The sequence below is a fragment of the Photobacterium piscicola genome, from assembly GCF_046058925.1.
GTDB classification, from domain to species: Bacteria; Pseudomonadota; Gammaproteobacteria; order Enterobacterales; family Vibrionaceae; genus Photobacterium; species Photobacterium piscicola.
In genome coordinates, this window is the sequence record NZ_CP175534.1 from 1,939,053 (window position 1) to 1,956,657 (window position 17,605).

Below are 17,605 nucleotides of genomic sequence, written 5' to 3' on the forward strand. Positions count from 1 at the left end.
TTATGCGCCCCTAATTTTAGCCAAAATATTGGGGCTTAACCAATCAGTCCCAAGGTGGAGATAACGTAGAATTGAACGTTGCAAAAACATCTAAGAAACCTGTAATTCAGCTGAAGGGTCTTAGCAAAAGCTTTGACGGTAAGCAAATCATTACAGGTTTGGACCTAGACGTAAACGATGGTGAATTTTTAACCATTTTAGGTCCATCAGGCTGTGGCAAAACCACAGTGCTTCGTCTTATTGCTGGCTTTGAAACTGCCGATAACGGTCAGATTACTATTGCCAATAAAGATGTTACTGACATTCCAGCTGAACAGCGTCTCGTTAATACGGTGTTTCAGAGTTATGCACTGTTTCCACATATGACAGTGTTTGAGAACGTCGCGTTTGGTTTACGCATGCAAAAAGTGCCATCGAGTGAAATTGAACCTCGAGTTATGGAAGCATTGCGTATGGTGCAACTTGATAAGTTTGCCCCTCGTAAACCACATCAATTGTCCGGTGGCCAGCAACAACGTGTTGCTATTGCCCGTGCAGTTGTTAATAAACCAAAAGTTCTTTTGCTTGATGAATCACTTTCTGCACTTGATTACAAATTACGTAAACAGATGCAGCTTGAACTGAAGCAGCTTCAGCGGAAACTTGGTATTACTTTTATTTTCGTTACTCACGATCAAGAAGAAGCACTATCAATGTCTGACCGAATTATCGTTATGCGCGATGGTTGTGTTGAACAAGATGGTAGCCCTCGTGAAATTTACGAAGAACCGACCAATCTATTTGTTGCCCACTTTATCGGCGAGATCAACGTATTTGATGCCATCGTTAAAGAACGTTTAGACAGTAAACGTATCATGGCAGATGTTGAAGGTCGTCACTCTTTAATCCACTGTGAGCTTGATGTTGCTGTTGGCGACAAAGTGAAAGTGCTATTACGCCCAGAAGATATCCGCATTGAAGAGATTCATAACGGTGAACAAGCGATGGGTATTTTAGGTAAGGTTAAAGAGCGTACTTATAAAGGTATGACGCTTGATTCTGTGGTACAGCTAGATTCAGGAAAATCGGTAATGGTTAGTGAATTCTTCAACGAAGATGATCCTGACGTAGACCACTCTCTTGATCAAAAAGTTGCCATTACTTGGGTTGAAAGTTGGGAAGTGGTGCTAGCAGATGAGCAAGAAGTTTAATCTCCAAAACATCATCATAACGATTGTTGTAAGTTGGTTACTGCTATTTGTATTTGTACCAAACCTTATGATTATCGGCACGAGTTTTTTAACCCGTGATGATGCAAACTTGATCAAAATGGTGTTCACGCTAGATAACTATGAACGTCTTTTCGATCCAATGTATGCAAAAGTACTTCTGCATTCATTTAATATGGCAATTACAGCAACGCTATTGTGTTTGTTGATTGGCTACCCTTTTGCGTATGCCATAGCTAAAATGCCTGAAAGATGGCGACCATTTATGTTATTTATGGTCATTGTTCCCTTTTGGACTAACTCGTTAATCCGTACATATGGCTTAAAGCTGATGCTCGGTACGCGTGGTATTCTGAATAATGCGTTAATGTACTTAGATATTATTGATAAGCCCATTCGTATTATGTACACCGAGTACGCAGTAATGATCGGCTTAGTTTATATACTATTGCCGTTTATGGTATTGCCTTTGTACTCCGCGATTGAAAAGCTTGATAATAACTATATTGAAGCGGCTCGTGATTTAGGTGCGAATAAAGTTCAAACATTTATTAAAGTCATTTTTCCATTAACAATGCCAGGTATTATCGCTGGTTGTTTATTGGTACTACTTCCAGCATTAGGCATGTTCTACGTATCTGATTTACTTGGTGGTGCTAAGAACTTGTTAATTGGTAACGTGATTAAGAGTCAGGTACTCAACGCTCGTGACTGGCCATTTGGCTCTGCAACCAGTATTGCACTGACGTTAGCAATGGCAATTATGTTATATGCCTACTATCGAGCAGGAAAATTACTGAATAAAAAAGTGGAGCTTGAATAATGGGTCGTTTTTTTAAATTCAGCTTTATGTCGGTGGTATACACTTTTTTGTATGCTCCGATTGTCATTCTGATTATTAACTCATTTAATGCTAGTAAGTTTGGTATGAAATGGGGCGGATTTACCACCAAGTGGTATGAAGATCTGCTTAATAACGATAGCTTGATGCAAGCTGCTGGACACTCAATTACGATTGCAGTTATTTCAGCAACGGCTGCATCGTTAATTGGTAGCTTAACAGCTGTTGCCCTATTTCGTTATAACTTCAAAGGTAAGAAGTTTGTATCAGGTATGCTATTTTTAGTCATGATGTCACCTGATATTGTAATGGCAATTTCGTTACTGGCTTTGTTCCTCTTAATTGGCGCAAATCTTGGTTTCTTAACGTTATTACTATCACATATTACTTTTTGTCTACCGTTTGTTGTAGTGACTGTTTACAGTCGTTTAAAAGGCTTTGATGTAAAAATGCTTGAAGCAGCACGCGATTTAGGTGCGAGTGAGTGGGTAATTCTAAAACAAATTATCCTACCGCTAGCTAAGCCTGCTGTCGCTGCTGGTTGGTTATTAAGCTTTACATTGTCACTTGATGACGTAATTGTGAGTTCTTTTGTTACAGGACCTAGCTATGAAATTCTACCTTTAAAGATTTACTCGATGGTTAAAGTCGGTATTTCACCAGAGGTTAATGCATTAGCAACTATCATGCTGATCATTTCATTGTTCCTTGTAATTTGTTCACAATTACTTGCAAGAGAAAAGAAATAACATCACCGCTTTTAGCGATATTAAATGGCTAACTTATTTAAGTTAGCCATTTTTTTATCCCTCGCTTCAATCGCACTTATTACACAACTAACCTCATATAACCATTCGAGTTCTATTTTTAGTTTTAATTGGCCATAACATTAATTTGTATAACAATATTATCTAAACGTTAACTACCTGTTATTAATCAATACCCTGTAAATAAATATCTTATCAATGTGTTCATATTTGTGATGGCGGTATGATTTTATCTGCTATACTAGCTACGTTTACCAATTCATATTTGTTTTAAAAGCACACTCTTTTTAAGTGCTTATAAACGACATAAAATTAGGAGAGGCGGTTAAAGCCGCTAGAGAACACTCTCGATATCCTGTTTAGTTAGGAGCTAACAACGATGAAAAAATGGTCTTTAATGATGGCCGGTACAGTTTGTGCGATGTCAATGTATTCAAACATTGCCACAGCTGCAGATTCAAATAGTAATGAATTATACTTTTACAACTGGTCTGAATACATTCCAAATGATGTATTAGAACAGTTCACAAAAGAAACCGGTATTAAAGTAATTTATTCGACTTATGAGTCGAATGAGACCATGTACGCTAAATTAAAAACTTATGATAAAGGCTACGATTTAATCGTTCCTTCAACTTACTACGTTTCTAAAATGAGTAAGGAAGGCATGCTTAAGAAGATCGATAAATCAAAAATTCCTAATTTTGCAGGTATCGATAAAAACTATTTAGATAAGCCTTTTGATCCTAACAATGATTACTCTATCCCTTACATTTGGGGTGCTACAGGTATCGGTGTAAATACTGATGTCATCGATAAGTCAAAAATCACTAGCTGGGCTGATTTATGGGATCCTAAATGGCAGGGTCAGCTAATGATGATGGATGATGCACGTGAAGTGTTCCACATTGCATTACGTAAACTAGGCTACTCTGCTAACACTCAAGATCCTAAACAAATTAAAGCTGCTTATGAAGAGCTTAAAAAACTGATGCCTAACGTATTAGTATTTAACTCTGACTTCCCTGCTAACCCTTATATGGCGGGTGAAACATCACTAGGTATGTTATGGAATGGTTCTGCATACATGGCGCGTAAAGAAGGCGCTCCTATTGATATCGTATGGCCAAAAGAAGGTGCAATCTTCTGGATGGACAGCCTAGCAATTCCTGTTAATGCGAAGCACGTTGATAATGCATACAAGATGATCAACTTCTTACTTCGCCCTGATATTGCAGCTAAAATTGCACTACAAATTGGTTACCCAACACCCGTTGCAGCAGCTAAAAAATTATTGCCTGCTGATTTCGTTAACGATCCAAGCATCTACCCACCACAATCGGTGATGGATGCGGGTGAATGGCAGAACAGCGTTGGCCCTGCAAGTGAACTATACGAAGAGTATTACCAAAAGCTAAAAGCTGGTGAGTAATAATTATCGTTAGAAAATAAAAAAACCGAGCTTTAAAGCTCGGTTTTTTTATAACACATATAAATTACTATTCTATTATTGTGCTTCTAGTAGATCAGTAACATACTCAGGTACAAGTACTGATGCTTTACCATAATGCTTTTCTTCAAATTCATTGCCAACATTACTCGGCTCTAAATTAAGCTCTACTGTATGAGCGCCTTGCAATGCAGCCTCATGGACAAAACCAGCTGCCGGATAAACATTCCCGGAGGTGCCGATAGCAATGAACAAATCAGCCTTCACAATCGCGTCATAGATTTTATCCATACCAATTGGCATTTCTCCAAACCATACAATATCAGGTCGTAGAGCGGCTGGAATTTGGCAACAATGACAATGATCACTTGTATGCAGATCGCCTTGCCATTCCACTGTTTGACCTGACTCACAACAACGTGCTTTTAATAGCTCACCATGCATATGGATCACATTATGACTACCTGCCCGCTCATGAAGATTATCGATATTTTGTGTCACAATCATTACTGTGCCGTCTAATTCAGCTTCTAGCTTTGCTAATGCATAATGAGCAGCATTAGGAGCAACAGATCCATTCTCTATCTGCGCTCGACGAGCATTATAAAACGCTTGTACTAACTCTGGATCGCGCTGATAGCCTTCAGGAGTCGCAACATCTTCAACTCGATGTTCTTCCCACAATCCATCTGCTGCACGAAAGGTACGTATCCCTGATTCAGCAGAGATACCCGCCCCTGTTAATACGACAATATTTTTGTAAGGAAATAACATAGCAACATCCCTATGGTGATAATAATGGTTAATCTTTATATTATATTTATACCACTGATTTTATATGGATTAACGGTGTTTTTTATTAGACGTTAGTCTGAGAGTTCATGTATTGCCACGAATCCTAAATTATGCTCATAAAAAAAGCCGATACAGTTGACTGTATCGGCCTTCATTTTGATGCTTAATCGTTAACTATCTAGCGATGGTTTTGATTTTCCTGCATCCTGTTTTTCTGGTTCATAACCCGGTTGGTTTTCTGGTAAATCTTTTACTTCATCAAACCACAAATTATGGTGCTCACGTGCCCATGTTTCATCAACATCGCCAGTCACCATGCCATCTAAACCCGCTTCCATGCCAAATAAACCAATATAAATATGGAATATAAAACCACAGATCAAAATCAGTGCCGATAACATATGCAGTAAATTTGATAGCTCCATATCACGACGGGTTTGATCAAAAATAGGGAAATCTAACACAAAACCACTGGCCGCAATCGAGAAACCAAATACGATCAATAGCCAAAAGATAACTTTCTCACCACCGTTAGAGAAACCCGCTGATGGATGTGATCCTTTATGTTTACCCACCATGCCGCCCATCTTTTTAAACCACTCAAGATCGACTTTGTTAAAGGTACTTTTACGCCACCATTTAACCAAGACAGCAAGTAATAGGATCGCAAAAATAGGTCCCATGTAGTTATGGTATTGCTTAGCAGCAAGAATAACCCATCCCCAAATTTCAGTAGGCACAATAGGCTTAATAAAATGTTTACCATAAACTAACGTTAAGCCACTGAATCCTAATGTAAGGAAAGTGAATGCCATGCTCCAGTGCAATGCACGATCAATACGGCTCCAGCGTTTGATTTTACGGCCCGTTTTAGGCTTACTTAGCTTTAGTGGTCCAATAACCACATAAGCTAGCGTTACCATCACCAGACTACCAAAAATCGCTAAAGCACCTAATGGTGACATCCACTTTTCTTTAAGGATATACCACGTTTGTCCTGGCACACTGATTAAAACATCATGCTCAGGCCAACCAGATGTGGTGTAACCTTTCTCGCCATCTTTTACCATGCGCCAGTAATCAGCCCCAGCAAAGCCGATCACTTCTTTTTTAACTACGGCTTCACCAGCGGTTGTTGTATCACTATCACTTGCCATCGTGGATACTGAAAACACCATCATTAAAGCGGTAACTATGATAGTTAACCAGCGTTGAATTCGCTTAGTCATTAAAGCTCCTATCCACTTTAAAAAGTAGATTAATTGGCACACCTATCACAACGGTGTGCCTAACTATTACACACGTCGATAAATGGACTTAACATTCCTCATTAAATCCATTTAAATATGATTAAGCTTTACGTACTTTACTTGCGTCGTAAGCTAAATCATCAGTGCTTGCCCAACCCGCATCTTTTGCACCACGAGCCACAACACGCTTACTGAAAATTTCAGAGATTTTTTCAGCATCACCAGCAAGTAATGATTTAGTCGAACACATTGAAGCACACATTGGTAACTTACCTTCTGCAATGCGGTTTGCACCATAAAGCAAACGTTCTTTTTCAGAACCAGGTTCAGTATTTGGACCACCAGAACAATAAGTGCACTTATCCATTTTGCCACGCTCAGCAAAAGCATCTTGCTTAGGAAATTGTGGCGCACCAAATGGACAAGCAAATAAGCAATAACCACAGCCGATACATAAATCTTTATCGTGCTGCACAATGCCGTCTTCTGTTTGGCTAAAGCAATCAGCAGGACATACCGCCATACAAGGCGCATCACTACAGTGCATACAAGCAACAGAGATTGATGTCTCTCCCGGAAGACCGTCGTTTAAGGTTACAACACGACGGCGTTGAATACCCCAACCAACCGCTTCTGAGTTGGCATTTTTACAAGCTGTTACACAACCATTGCACTCAATACAACGCTTAGAGTCACAAAGAAATTTCATACGTGCCATCAGGTGACTCCTTACGCTTTAGTGATTTTACACAAAGTAACTTTGGTTTCTTGCATTTGGGTAACAGGATCATAACCATACGTTGTTGCCGTATTAGCCGCTTCACCTGAAACATAAGGTGCACAACCTTCAGGGTAATGCTCACGTAGACTCACACCTTCAAATTCACCACCAAAGTGGAACGGTAAGAAAGCCAATCCTTCACGAACACGTGGTGTTACCATCGCCTTCACTTTAATTCGGCCTTTTTCTGCACCTTCAACCCACACCATCTCACCATCTTTAATACCACTATCGTTGGCATCTTTAAGGTTGATTTCAACAAACATTTCTTTTTGAAGCTCAGCAAGCCACGGGTTTGAACGTGTTTCTTCACCGCCACCTTCATATTCAACAAGGCGGCCAGACGTTAGAATAATTGGGTATTCTTTAGATACATCTTTCTCTTGAATAGACTTATAAAGTGTTGGCAAACGGAACATCGCTTTGCTGTCGTCCCATGTTTGGTACTCAGGCAATAAGTCACGACGCGGTGTATACAATGGCTCACGGTGAATAGGTACTGCATCAGGGAAGGTCCATACAACAGTACGGGCTTTCGCGTTACCAAATGGAATACAACCGTGTTTAATCGCAACACGCTGAATACCACCAGACAGGTCTGTCTTCCAGTTTTTACCTTCAGCTGCCACTTTTTCAGTTGCAGTTAGATCATCCCACCATCCCAGTTGCTTTAGCATCTTCGCGGTAAATTCTGGATAACCATCTTCAAGCTCACAGCCTAATGAATAACTATCATCCGCCAACAAGCTCACACCATTACGCTCAACACCGAAACGGGCACGGAAATTACCACCACCTTCTGCGACTGTTTTCGAGGTATCATAAAGAATGTGTGTGCCTGGGTGCTTCATTTCTGGCGTCCCCCAACATGGCCACGGTAAACCATAGGTTTCACCATTAGCTGGTCCGCCAACCGCTTCAAGCGTCGTAAAATCAAACGTACCCCAGTTTTTCTGATGCTCTTTCAAACGCTCAGGGCTTTGACCTGTATAACCAATTGTCCACATACCCTTGTTGTATTCACGAGTAATGTCTTCAATGTTTGGCTTATTATTCTCAACCTTAATGTGTTTGAATAATTGATCAGAGAAACCCAAACGCTTAGTCAATAAGTACATGATTTCATGATCGGGTTTAGCATCAAACAACGGTTCAATTACCTGATCACGCCACTGAATCGAACGGTTAGTTGCCGTTACTGAACCGTAAGTTTCAAACTGCGTAGTTGCAGGGAAAAGATAAACGTTATCTGTACGGCCATTCATTACTGCAGCAACGCCCGGGTATGGATCGACGATCACCATCATATCCAGCTTGCCCATCGCGGTTTTCATTTCAGGACCACGCGTCTGTGAGTTAACAGCATGACCCCAATAGAACATCGCACGAATATTATCGCGTTGTTCAATATTATCTTTGTTTTCTAAAACACCATCGATCCAACGAGAAACAGGAATACCTGCGCTGTTCATTGGCTTTTTACCGTTATAGGTATTTTGATCAAAACGGCCTTGTAGCCATGAGTAATCAATGTCCCATACTTCAGCCCAATGCTTCCAAGCACCTTCAGATAAACCGTAATAGCCCGGTAAGTTATCAGATAACACGCCAAAGTCAGTTGCACCCTGAACGTTATCATGGCCACGGAAAATGTTTGCGCCACCACCTGATTTACCCATGTTGCCAAGGGCTAATTCAAGAATACAGTAAGCACGAGTGTTGTTATTACCTGTTGTATGTTGAGTACCACCCATACACCAAACAACACAGCCAGGACGGTTTTCAGACAGCATTTTTGCCGTTTGATAAACTTGATCTTCAGGCACACCCGTTACGCGTTCAACTTCTTTCGGGTTCCACTTCGCCACTTGTTCACGCACTTCTTCCATGCCATAAACACGTTGACGAATAAATTCTTTGTCTTCCCAACCATTATTGAAGATGTGATATAGCACACCCCAAACAAAAGCAACATCAGTACCAGGACGTAAAGAAACATAGTGATCAGCTTTTGCCGCTGTACGTGTACGACGTGGATCAACCACCACAATCTTACAACTGTTAGTTTCTTTAGCGATCAGAATATGCTGCATTGCTACTGGATGAGCTTCGGCTGGGTTAGAACCAATAAACAGAATCGACTTACAGTTATGCATGTCGTTCAGTGAGTTGGTCATTGCGCCGTAGCCCCATGTATTTGCAACACCTGCAACCGTGGTTGAGTGACAAATACGTGCTTGGTGATCAACGTTATTTGATCCCCATAACGACACCATTTTACGGAACAAATACGCTTGTTCGTTGTTGTGTTTCGCTGAACCTAAAAAGTAAACTGAATCAGGGCCAGATTCTTGACGAATTTTAAGTACCTGCTGGCTAACTTCATCTAATGCTTGCTCCCAGCTTAGTTTTTTCCATTTACCATTAACCAGCTTCATTGGGTATTTTACGCGTTTAGCACCATGGCCATGTTCACGTAATGCCGCCCCTTTTGCACAATGTCCACCAGCGTTAAAAGGATGATCGAAAGCGGGTTCCTGATGGGTCCATACACCATCTTGCGTTTCAGCATAAATGCCACAACCTACAGAACAGTGAGAACAAATGGTACGTTTAACCACTTTAGGTGCGTTGTAATCGGCTTCAGGGAAAGCTTCCGCCTTGCGCATAAAACCAGGCGCAAAAAGGCTTGCCCCAGCAACACCACCAGCGGCAGCAAGAGAAGAATTACGAATAAAAGAACGACGAGAAATACCTAGTTGGTTTTCATCTTTGCTCACTTTATCGGAACGTTTAGTCAGTTTCATTTCAGGCTCCGCTTATAGGGTATTGTAGTAATCACGAATATGTTGGGTTTCGTGATACCCTTTTTTTGTTTTAGGATCTTTCTTTTCAGTGTCGGTTGTTGAAGCGTGAACGGCAGTTGTCGTTCCTGCTACTACAGCGCCAGCCGCTACAGTTAAACCAATGTTTTTTAACAATTGGCGACGGCTATCATTTGTTTTTTGCTCACTCATTGCGTTTGCTCCTCTATCGACATTTTTATGAACAAATGTCGATTTTTTATTATCACGAGTATCTTTTTACTGGGACTCTAAAAAACGGGTCTTTTCTATTGTCAAAAATTGCCAAGCTAATTCACCGACAGCGGTATAAAACACAGCACTCTTAGCCGCTTTTAAATCGGTACAAAACTTTTCACACCATTGTGCAAGATGACGATTAAAAAATGTCTGTTGAAGGTGTTCATCGCCACCTTCCACCAGCATAGCCATAACCTCTAGCAATGCAGATATATGATCTTCTGGTTCAATCACAGATTGAGCACGTTCAAAACCCATTTGTTTTAAGTCTTGACGTAAATAAGCCAGAGGCATTTCCATTAAAGAACCGGTTAAATACCATGAACCAAATGGAACAACTTCCCCACGGCCAATACCAATAAATACATCTTGATATTCTTCTTCAGCACTCAATAATGTTGTTTTCTGAGCCGCTAGTTTTAGTAAAGGCCAAGCTGAAGCCATGGTCTGACGTTGAAATGTTTGTGCCGTATCAACATCAAGATTTGCAAGAAATTCAAGCACAGATTGTTCAGGGGCTTGACGACATAGATGTGCCAACATGTTATAAATTTCAATACGTAGCAAATCATCTTGATCAGTAAGATTTGTGTGAGCATTCATAGCTGCGTTTTCCATATAATGACCTTATACCCTTGTCTGACTTTGTGGATCTTGTTCCATCTTTTCAAAAATATCGCGAACACGGCAATCTTCACACATAGATAAACGACGAATCGCTTCTCCTTGAAAATGTGAATGACGTTGAAGTTTTTCGGTCAACATTTTCACCATAGATGCTGGGGCAAAAGGCTTTCCACAACTAATACAACATGCAGCAGGTTCTTCATGAATCAGAGCATCGGCTTTACGCGCTTGCCAATCCCAATTAAAACCGGCTTCAAGTGTTATAACTTTCTCAGGACATGCGGTTTCACACATTCCACATTGAATACAATCTTGTTCTACAAATAATAATCCAGGGCGATCACCAATGGCATGTAAGGCTCGGGTTGGACAAACAGCAACACAACTCATACATAACGTACAATCATCTGTCTTACATGTTACAGAACCATAAGGGGCATTAGCCGCTACAGCCGAATGGGTAGGTTGCGCTGGACTTGTCTGATTAAGTGCTTCCAAAACAGTAAATAGCTTTTCACGCTTAGTGCCTGTTAGTGCAGTTTCAATCGGAGTAATAAGTGCAGCTTCATAAGCTTCAAAATTCGCACTATCAGCAAAATCAAATAAACAAATACGATCAGCGTCATAACCCAATTCAGTTAAGAAATTTTGAGCAATCGCTAATTCATTAGTCAGAACAGCATCAATCGTTGCAGGGATATATTGTGTATTTGTTGCCAATAGAACTTGATGCGCACCATAAGCTAAGGCACTAAACCAAGTATCAATACCAACCGTCGCCAGTTCTTCTAATGCAATCGTAATAACAGAACTAGGTAATGTCGCCAGTGCCTTTGTTACAGCAGCGGTATCACGATCACCATAAAGAAGCAGTGTTGGAGATTGACCACCTTCTTGCTTATAACGTGCTAAAACACTATGAACAAAATTTTGAGTGATTTGAGGATCTGGCAATGCATAACTGATAGCTTCCGTTGGACATGCCGTGGCACATGTTCCTACCCCCTGACAAAGGTAAGGATCAATCGCAATAGCGATACCATCAGAACTTAATGCTCCCGCAGGACATGCATCAATACAACGATCACAGCCTTTTACACTTCGTGATGAATGTGCACAAAGATCAGGATTTAGACGAAAGTATTTAGGCTTATCAAAAGTACCAATCATGGCTGGCAGTTCATCCACCAGCGTCGCTAGTTTTTCAGCAACACGTTTTTCCGATGCTTGAGATGCAGAAGCTTGACCAACGGCATAATAACCCGCAGCTGGAATTTCAACATTCATAACCCCAGTTGCTGTCATATCAAGCACAATATCAAAGCATTGACGTCCAATAGCTATTTTGGCTAAGTTCGTTTCAAGTGCATTAATATCAAGAGCTGTCGCGTCATGTCCTATACGACAATGAACATCAAATGCGCCAAGGTATCCTTTTACCGTAATAGCTTGACTGTAATACAAGGTATGTGATGTTTTGGTATCGCATGTATTTGCATCTGTCGCCAATAACGTCACACTGTTTAGTGCTACAAATTGATCGGCAACCTGAAGTAATTGTTCAGCGTCACCAATAATCAATAAATTACCACGACTTTCATACGTCACTGTTGGCGGAATAAGATTGGCAAGTTCTACTGTTCCTGTAATGGCCGTTGCACGAGCGACGCCATTAATATCAGTAAATGCATTTAATGTACTTTTTAACATTGTTATTCCTGTTTGCTCACTACCGCTAATCAGTATCGTTAGAAAATAATGACTTTTCTTCTACTCTCTATAGAGCAATAACCGATCCAACTTTTCACGGAATAAAATGACTTAAAAGGAACTAAAATCATAACGACGATATTGCGTAATCAACTAATGAGACATTTTGTCTTACTTGTAGCGAACTAACGCGCCAAATTGTCTCTCTTTACGATTTTATTGATCTTCCCTTTTTGTCCCAGTCTGTTTTTATGATTAGTATTAATAATTCTCAAACGTTTTTATTTTTTTACGTTAGGATTTCTGTTCATTACTTTCATTGTCACAATTAAGAATCGGTGTTAACGATAAATCAGCCGTAGGGAAAGCCTCTTCATCGGTATGTGTTGTATCTAGGTGATTAACTAATCCATCCTCCTCGTCATCCTTACTGGCTATGGCTATATGATTAACTGACAAATCAGCTGTTGTTACATCAACAGTCGTAGAATCAACCGTATTAAGATCAGACGTTGATGTTAATGCTGTTATTCCCTCATCTTTGAGAGCTTCCGTTGCCGTCTCCGTAACCGTATTTATCCACCCCCGCATTTGTGATGCAATTTCTGGTGCTAAACCTTGCATATTGCTGAAGTCTTCAGTGCTATCATCCATATCACTGATATAGTTAAATTCTTCAGAATGAAATAATTTTCGTAATGCCGCCTTTTTCACTGACTTAGTCACTTGTTGCTGCATAAATGACGCAACACCTGAGTCATAAGTTACTTTATCAGCGTCATCAATCGTCAATGCAATGACAGGCTCTTCAGCTATAACATTTGGTGACGTTGCTGAGGGAACAATTGATGTTTGTTCATGATCACTGGTCTTTGTTACTTCTTCTTCGGTTGTATCTATAGCATTAAGAGTCAGTGACTCATCAACCGTTTCAGTTATCGTTTCCGAAATAGCACGTTCCGTATTATCAACAGGAGTTAACTTACGGCTTGACCAACGCTGAAAGAAATTAGTTGCCACTTGAACGTCCTTTTTTCTTATCGCCGCCACGTTTACGTTTAAATTCAAACAATTCCCCATGACGACCTAAAAAGGCTTCCATCCATGCTTGAATTGCTAATGGAACATCAATATGTAAAACCACATAATCACCATCCATATAACGAGCTGCTACACCTTGCGCTGCGGTAACTAAAACAGGTTTTAATTGCTCATTCTCTTCAGCACAAATAAAGAACAAATGCGGACTCTGTGAATTTAAGTTAAATCGATATTCCATCCGTTCATCACGAAAAAGTTCTAGAGGCATCATGTAGTTACCAGCCCCTATATCAGCAATTGTCATATCAACGGCGAGATCTTCTTCATACAAACAAATGTCTTCAATCGTCCATGCATAAGTTGTCCAACGACCCACTTGGCGTTCTTCTGCTTGTAAGCGAAAATTAATTGGCCAAACATGTTCATTTTTCTTTAATTCAAGTTCTGCTTGTTTTGGCACATTCACTCCTACTGGCGGGTTCTATTTCGCCTTTATCTTGTTATTTAATCACTTTTTACGTTAAGAGATATTTCACTTAATAAGCAGACATAAGCAAATATTAGACCAATAACAAGAAACCACATTAAAAGTGCGCATTTTTATCAATCTCAGCCTATTAACGATAGATTGGTGAATGTTAGTAATATTGGAACAATCTTTGCTTAATTTAGGTTTCAGTATCCATAATTAAACACACCACAATTATTATGTAGGGATCTCAAATGGCGACATTGCCTAAAATTATAAAAACCAAAGCGACAGTGCAGCAGACGATGTCGGTAGAAATTATTGATGAATATGGTGATCCACAAACAAAAGAGATCGCCTGCGAGCATCCATTAACGGTGTACCTTAATTGGGTTGAAGTAGTAACACTGATGACCTTAGGTGAGCGCCCATCCGCATTAGTATTAGGCTATTTAAAAAACCAAGGCTTTATTAATGACCTTAGCGCTATTGAATCAGTAATGATCGATTGGGAAACCAATGCCGCGGTTGTTATAACTCATGAAAATACTGAAAACTTAGCGCAGCAATTAGAAAAGAAAACCGTCACCTCTGGCTGTGGGCAAGGCACGATGTATGGCAATGTAATGAAAAAGCTTGAAGGTATAACCCTGCCACAACCGCAAATTAAACAATCGCTGCTATATGGTTTACTTGAAGCATTGACTCATCATAATGAAACCTACAAAGCCGCAGGTGCTGTTCATGGTTGTGCCGTCTGTAAAGGCACTGATATTTTATCGTTTGTAGAAGATGTTGGCCGACATAACGCAGTAGATACCCTTGCCGGTGAAATGTGGCTGCAACAACAAACAGGTGAAGATAAGATTTTCTACACCACAGGTCGCTTAACCTCTGAAATGGTCATTAAAGTCGCGCAAATGGGCATTCCTGTACTGTTGTCTCGTTCTGGAGCGACACAAATGGGTTACGATCTTGCTAAGAAACTTGGTATTACTATGATTGCTCGCGCTAAAGGGCTGCGTTTTCAAATCTATAACGGTAGCGACAATATAGAACTTGATGTTAAAGGCCACGAGAGTAAAGGTACCCAAGCATAATGGCTGATTTCCCTGAATTTATGAATGCCAAATTAGTAGCCGAATATCTCGACCTTAATGAAAAGAAGGTTTATGCCTTAGCCAATGACGGCCTATTGCCTGCAACAAAAGTAACGGGTAAATGGCTTTTTCCTAAGGCAATGCTGGATAAATGGTTATTAGAATCTTGCCATAATGGCGTATTAACCGACCGATTATTGATTGCTGGCTCTGATGATCCATTACTGCAATGTGTGGTGGGGAAAATGGCGAACCAGTTAGGCAGCACGGCCCTTGTCGGTTATACCTCAACAGGCACACGTCAAGGATTGGCGATGTTAAGCAAAGGTCATGTTGATATCTGTGCTATCCATTGGGGTAATGTAGAAGAAGCCAGTTTGCGACATCCGGCCTTATTACAACAATATCCAGGGCATAAAAACTGGGTCTTAGTCCATGCCTTTGAGCGTAAACAAGGCTTAGTCGTAAGCCCAGATCTAGCGGATGCCGTTAATAGCCGTTCAATTCAACTGCATGAATTACTATCACCTCGTTGGCGTTGGGCTTTACGTCAGCAAGGCGCTGGAAGTATGCGAGCATTAGAGGAATGGATCCATGGTCATGGGTATAACATGACCATGCTTAATCAAGTTGATTGTTGTAATAGTGAACGAGAGTTAGCTTCAGCCATTGCTAGAGAGCAAGCAGATATTGGTTGTGCAAGCCAAAGTACCGCTGGTGAATTTGGGTTAGGCTTTATTCCACTGTGCACCGAAGCATTTGAGCTGGTGATCCCTAAAAATATTTACTTCCGTACCCTACAACAACAATTATTACAGTCATTAACCAAGAGTGACATTCAGGCTCATGGCGATCAACTAGGCGGTTATAATTTTATTCGCACGGGCCAACAAGTGTGGAGTGCTAACTAATCTAAGCATTACCAAGTAAGGTCATCAACGGGTGACCTTGCCTTTATCTTAATGATTGCATTAATAACAGCACATCAAGAGGCGTCACGCACAAAAAGTCATCTAATTATCATGCAAACCAATAACCATCAGTAAAAATGCACTCATAACCAACACGTTCATTCATCACACGTGTTCTTGAAAGAATCCTTGCCATCTACAATTATCATTAAAAGTAATTAAATGCGATAAAACCACCTTCACAATGAATATATCGAACAATTATTTTATTGAATGTTGTTTCATTAGCAACTTATGTTTAACTGCTGCTTTTATAATCTATTATAAATAGGATTTACACAAACATGACTTGCTTAACCACAATTGAAAAGATGACAATATCAGGATAATTATTCCCCTCTTAAATGGGATCCAAGGAGCCATTGTGCGCAACGCTTTAATTTTATTTTTTACACTTGCAAGTGTCAGCTTTTCTTCTTTCGCAAGTATCAACACCAGTAAACTCAAACCAAGTAATCTTCAGACTGCTTCTGTGAGTAATTATGTTATCGATCTAAGCTCAGGGAAAACGCTTTATCGCAAAAATTCCAATGTCGTGATGCCTATCGCGTCATTAACAAAGCTAATGACCGCGATGGTGACATTAGACGCTAAGTTACCGCTTAACCAAAAAATTACGTTCACTAAAACGGATAAAGAGCATATGTACAATACATATTCTCGCGTTCGTATTGGTTCACAATTAAGCCGTGGCGAGACAATGCACATTGCATTAATGTCATCTGAAAACTTAGCTGCTGCTGCACTTGCGGCTAACTACCCAGGTGGTTACAACGCGTTTATTCGTGCTATGAATGCTAAAGCTAAAGCACTCGGTATGACGAATACTCACTTTGTTGATAGCTCAGGTCTTAACCCTAAAAACCGTTCAACAGCATCAGACGTTGCTAAGATGGTACGCGCAGCTTACAAGTACTCTGCCATTCGTAACTACAGCACCAATGGCGCAGTACATACAGCTTACTTTTCTAATCCACGTTATAAATTAGGCTACACTAATACCAATGCGCTTGTACGTGGTAAAAAGTGGACCGTTAACCTAAGCAAAACAGGCTTTCTTGATGAAGCTGGTCGTTGTTTAGCGATGGTAACAACGATTGATGGTAAGAAGATCCTAATGGTGATGCTTGATTCACAAGGCAAAATGACACCAATTGGTGATGCTGGCCGTATAAAGCAATGGCTACAAACAGGTAAGAGCACATCAATTACTGCTGATGCTAAATACTACCAGCAGCAAAAATTGAAACAATTAACCAAATAATTAATAATTATTGTTAGTTGATAACGTAAGAAGCCAGCATTTGAGATGCTGGCTTTTTTTATACACCACATTTAGCAATTTAACATCTCACTTTAGTCACTATTAGTAACCAAATCATTTGGTTATCATTAAAAATTAACCTTCTATTTTTGTATTTTTAACCGATAAGAATCACCTAAAAAATGGCAGCTTACATTTACATTTTATAAAACATTGACTATCGTTTACTCTCTTGTTGAACAATAAAA

General features: G+C 40.1%; 16 protein-coding genes. 7 read left to right on the forward strand and 9 right to left on the reverse strand.

The window, feature by feature from the left end; translation table 11 throughout:
• Positions 1-71 precede the first annotated feature (71 nt).
• The 4 genes from potA (at position 72) to potD (ending at position 4,248) form a co-directional block, all read left to right on the forward strand.
• Positions 72-1,190, forward strand: a complete 1,119-nt coding sequence (potA, locus tag ACJZU6_RS09315) for a spermidine/putrescine ABC transporter ATP-binding protein PotA (RefSeq protein WP_327770951.1) — start codon at positions 72-74, stop codon at positions 1,188-1,190.
• Positions 1,174-2,031, forward strand: coding sequence for a spermidine/putrescine ABC transporter permease PotB (gene potB / locus ACJZU6_RS09320; protein WP_080157417.1), 858 nt, complete (start codon positions 1,174-1,176; stop codon positions 2,029-2,031). Before potA ends, potB begins: the two co-directional genes overlap by 17 nt.
• Positions 2,031-2,798 (forward strand): spermidine/putrescine ABC transporter permease PotC, encoded by a 768-nt coding sequence (gene potC, locus ACJZU6_RS09325; RefSeq protein WP_080157415.1) that lies wholly within the window; start codon positions 2,031-2,033, stop codon positions 2,796-2,798. The genes potB and potC overlap by 1 nt, the downstream gene beginning before the upstream one ends.
• A gap of 397 nt (positions 2,799-3,195) precedes the next feature.
• Positions 3,196-4,248 (forward strand): spermidine/putrescine ABC transporter substrate-binding protein PotD, encoded by a 1,053-nt coding sequence (potD, locus tag ACJZU6_RS09330; protein ID WP_327779144.1) that lies wholly within the window; start codon positions 3,196-3,198, stop codon positions 4,246-4,248.
• Between the two features lie 75 nt (positions 4,249-4,323).
• Here potD and cobB read toward each other — a convergent pair whose 3' ends face one another.
• From cobB to ACJZU6_RS09375, 9 genes are all read right to left on the reverse strand, one after another.
• Positions 4,324-5,073 (reverse strand): Sir2 family NAD+-dependent deacetylase, encoded by a 750-nt coding sequence (gene cobB / locus ACJZU6_RS09335; RefSeq protein ID WP_408900935.1) that lies wholly within the window; start codon positions 5,071-5,073, stop codon positions 4,324-4,326.
• 158 nt (positions 5,074-5,231) lie between these two features.
• On the reverse strand, positions 5,232-6,242 hold the full coding sequence (locus ACJZU6_RS09340; RefSeq protein ID WP_369925084.1) for a formate dehydrogenase subunit gamma: 1,011 nt from the start codon (positions 6,240-6,242) through the stop codon (positions 5,232-5,234).
• A gap of 169 nt (positions 6,243-6,411) precedes the next feature.
• Entirely contained in the window at positions 6,412-7,029 is a 618-nt protein-coding gene (fdh3B, locus tag ACJZU6_RS09345; protein ID WP_045030423.1) for a formate dehydrogenase FDH3 subunit beta, read from the reverse strand.
• Positions 7,030-7,040: 11 nt separating this feature from the next.
• Complete coding sequence (locus ACJZU6_RS09350; protein ID WP_327766402.1) at positions 7,041-9,899, reverse strand: formate dehydrogenase subunit alpha; 2,859 nt, start codon at positions 9,897-9,899, stop codon at positions 7,041-7,043.
• A gap of 12 nt (positions 9,900-9,911) precedes the next feature.
• Positions 9,912-10,109, reverse strand: coding sequence for a twin-arginine translocation signal domain-containing protein (locus ACJZU6_RS09355; RefSeq protein ID WP_080157406.1), 198 nt, complete (start codon positions 10,107-10,109; stop codon positions 9,912-9,914).
• Between the two features lie 66 nt (positions 10,110-10,175).
• Positions 10,176-10,793, reverse strand: coding sequence for a molecular chaperone (locus ACJZU6_RS09360; protein WP_080157404.1), 618 nt, complete (start codon positions 10,791-10,793; stop codon positions 10,176-10,178).
• Positions 10,794-10,802: 9 nt separating this feature from the next.
• The gene (locus ACJZU6_RS09365; protein WP_408900154.1) at positions 10,803-12,512 is read right to left on the reverse strand and encodes a 4Fe-4S binding protein; all 1,710 of its coding nucleotides are present in this window, start codon (positions 12,510-12,512) and stop codon (positions 10,803-10,805) included.
• A gap of 294 nt (positions 12,513-12,806) precedes the next feature.
• Positions 12,807-13,532 carry a DUF3306 domain-containing protein gene (locus ACJZU6_RS09370; RefSeq protein ID WP_158258919.1) on the reverse strand — a complete coding sequence of 242 codons (726 nt, stop codon included), beginning with the start codon at positions 13,530-13,532 and terminating at the stop codon, positions 12,807-12,809.
• Complete coding sequence (locus ACJZU6_RS09375) at positions 13,522-14,013, reverse strand: DUF3305 domain-containing protein (RefSeq protein WP_080157398.1); 492 nt, start codon at positions 14,011-14,013, stop codon at positions 13,522-13,524. The genes ACJZU6_RS09370 and ACJZU6_RS09375 overlap by 11 nt, the downstream gene beginning before the upstream one ends.
• A gap of 263 nt (positions 14,014-14,276) precedes the next feature.
• On the opposite strand from ACJZU6_RS09375, the gene fdhD reads away from it, so the two are divergent.
• From fdhD to pbpG, 3 genes are all read left to right on the forward strand, one after another.
• Complete coding sequence (gene fdhD, locus ACJZU6_RS09380; protein ID WP_080157397.1) at positions 14,277-15,122, forward strand: formate dehydrogenase accessory sulfurtransferase FdhD; 846 nt, start codon at positions 14,277-14,279, stop codon at positions 15,120-15,122.
• A complete protein-coding gene (locus tag ACJZU6_RS09385; RefSeq protein WP_080157396.1) occupies positions 15,122-16,033 on the forward strand; it encodes a helix-turn-helix transcriptional regulator in 912 nt (303 codons plus the stop codon). Before fdhD ends, ACJZU6_RS09385 begins: the two co-directional genes overlap by 1 nt.
• Positions 16,034-16,457: 424 nt before the next feature.
• The gene (pbpG, locus tag ACJZU6_RS09390; RefSeq protein WP_408900155.1) at positions 16,458-17,357 is read left to right on the forward strand and encodes a D-alanyl-D-alanine endopeptidase; all 900 of its coding nucleotides are present in this window, start codon (positions 16,458-16,460) and stop codon (positions 17,355-17,357) included.
• The last annotated feature ends 248 nt before the right edge of the window (positions 17,358-17,605 follow it).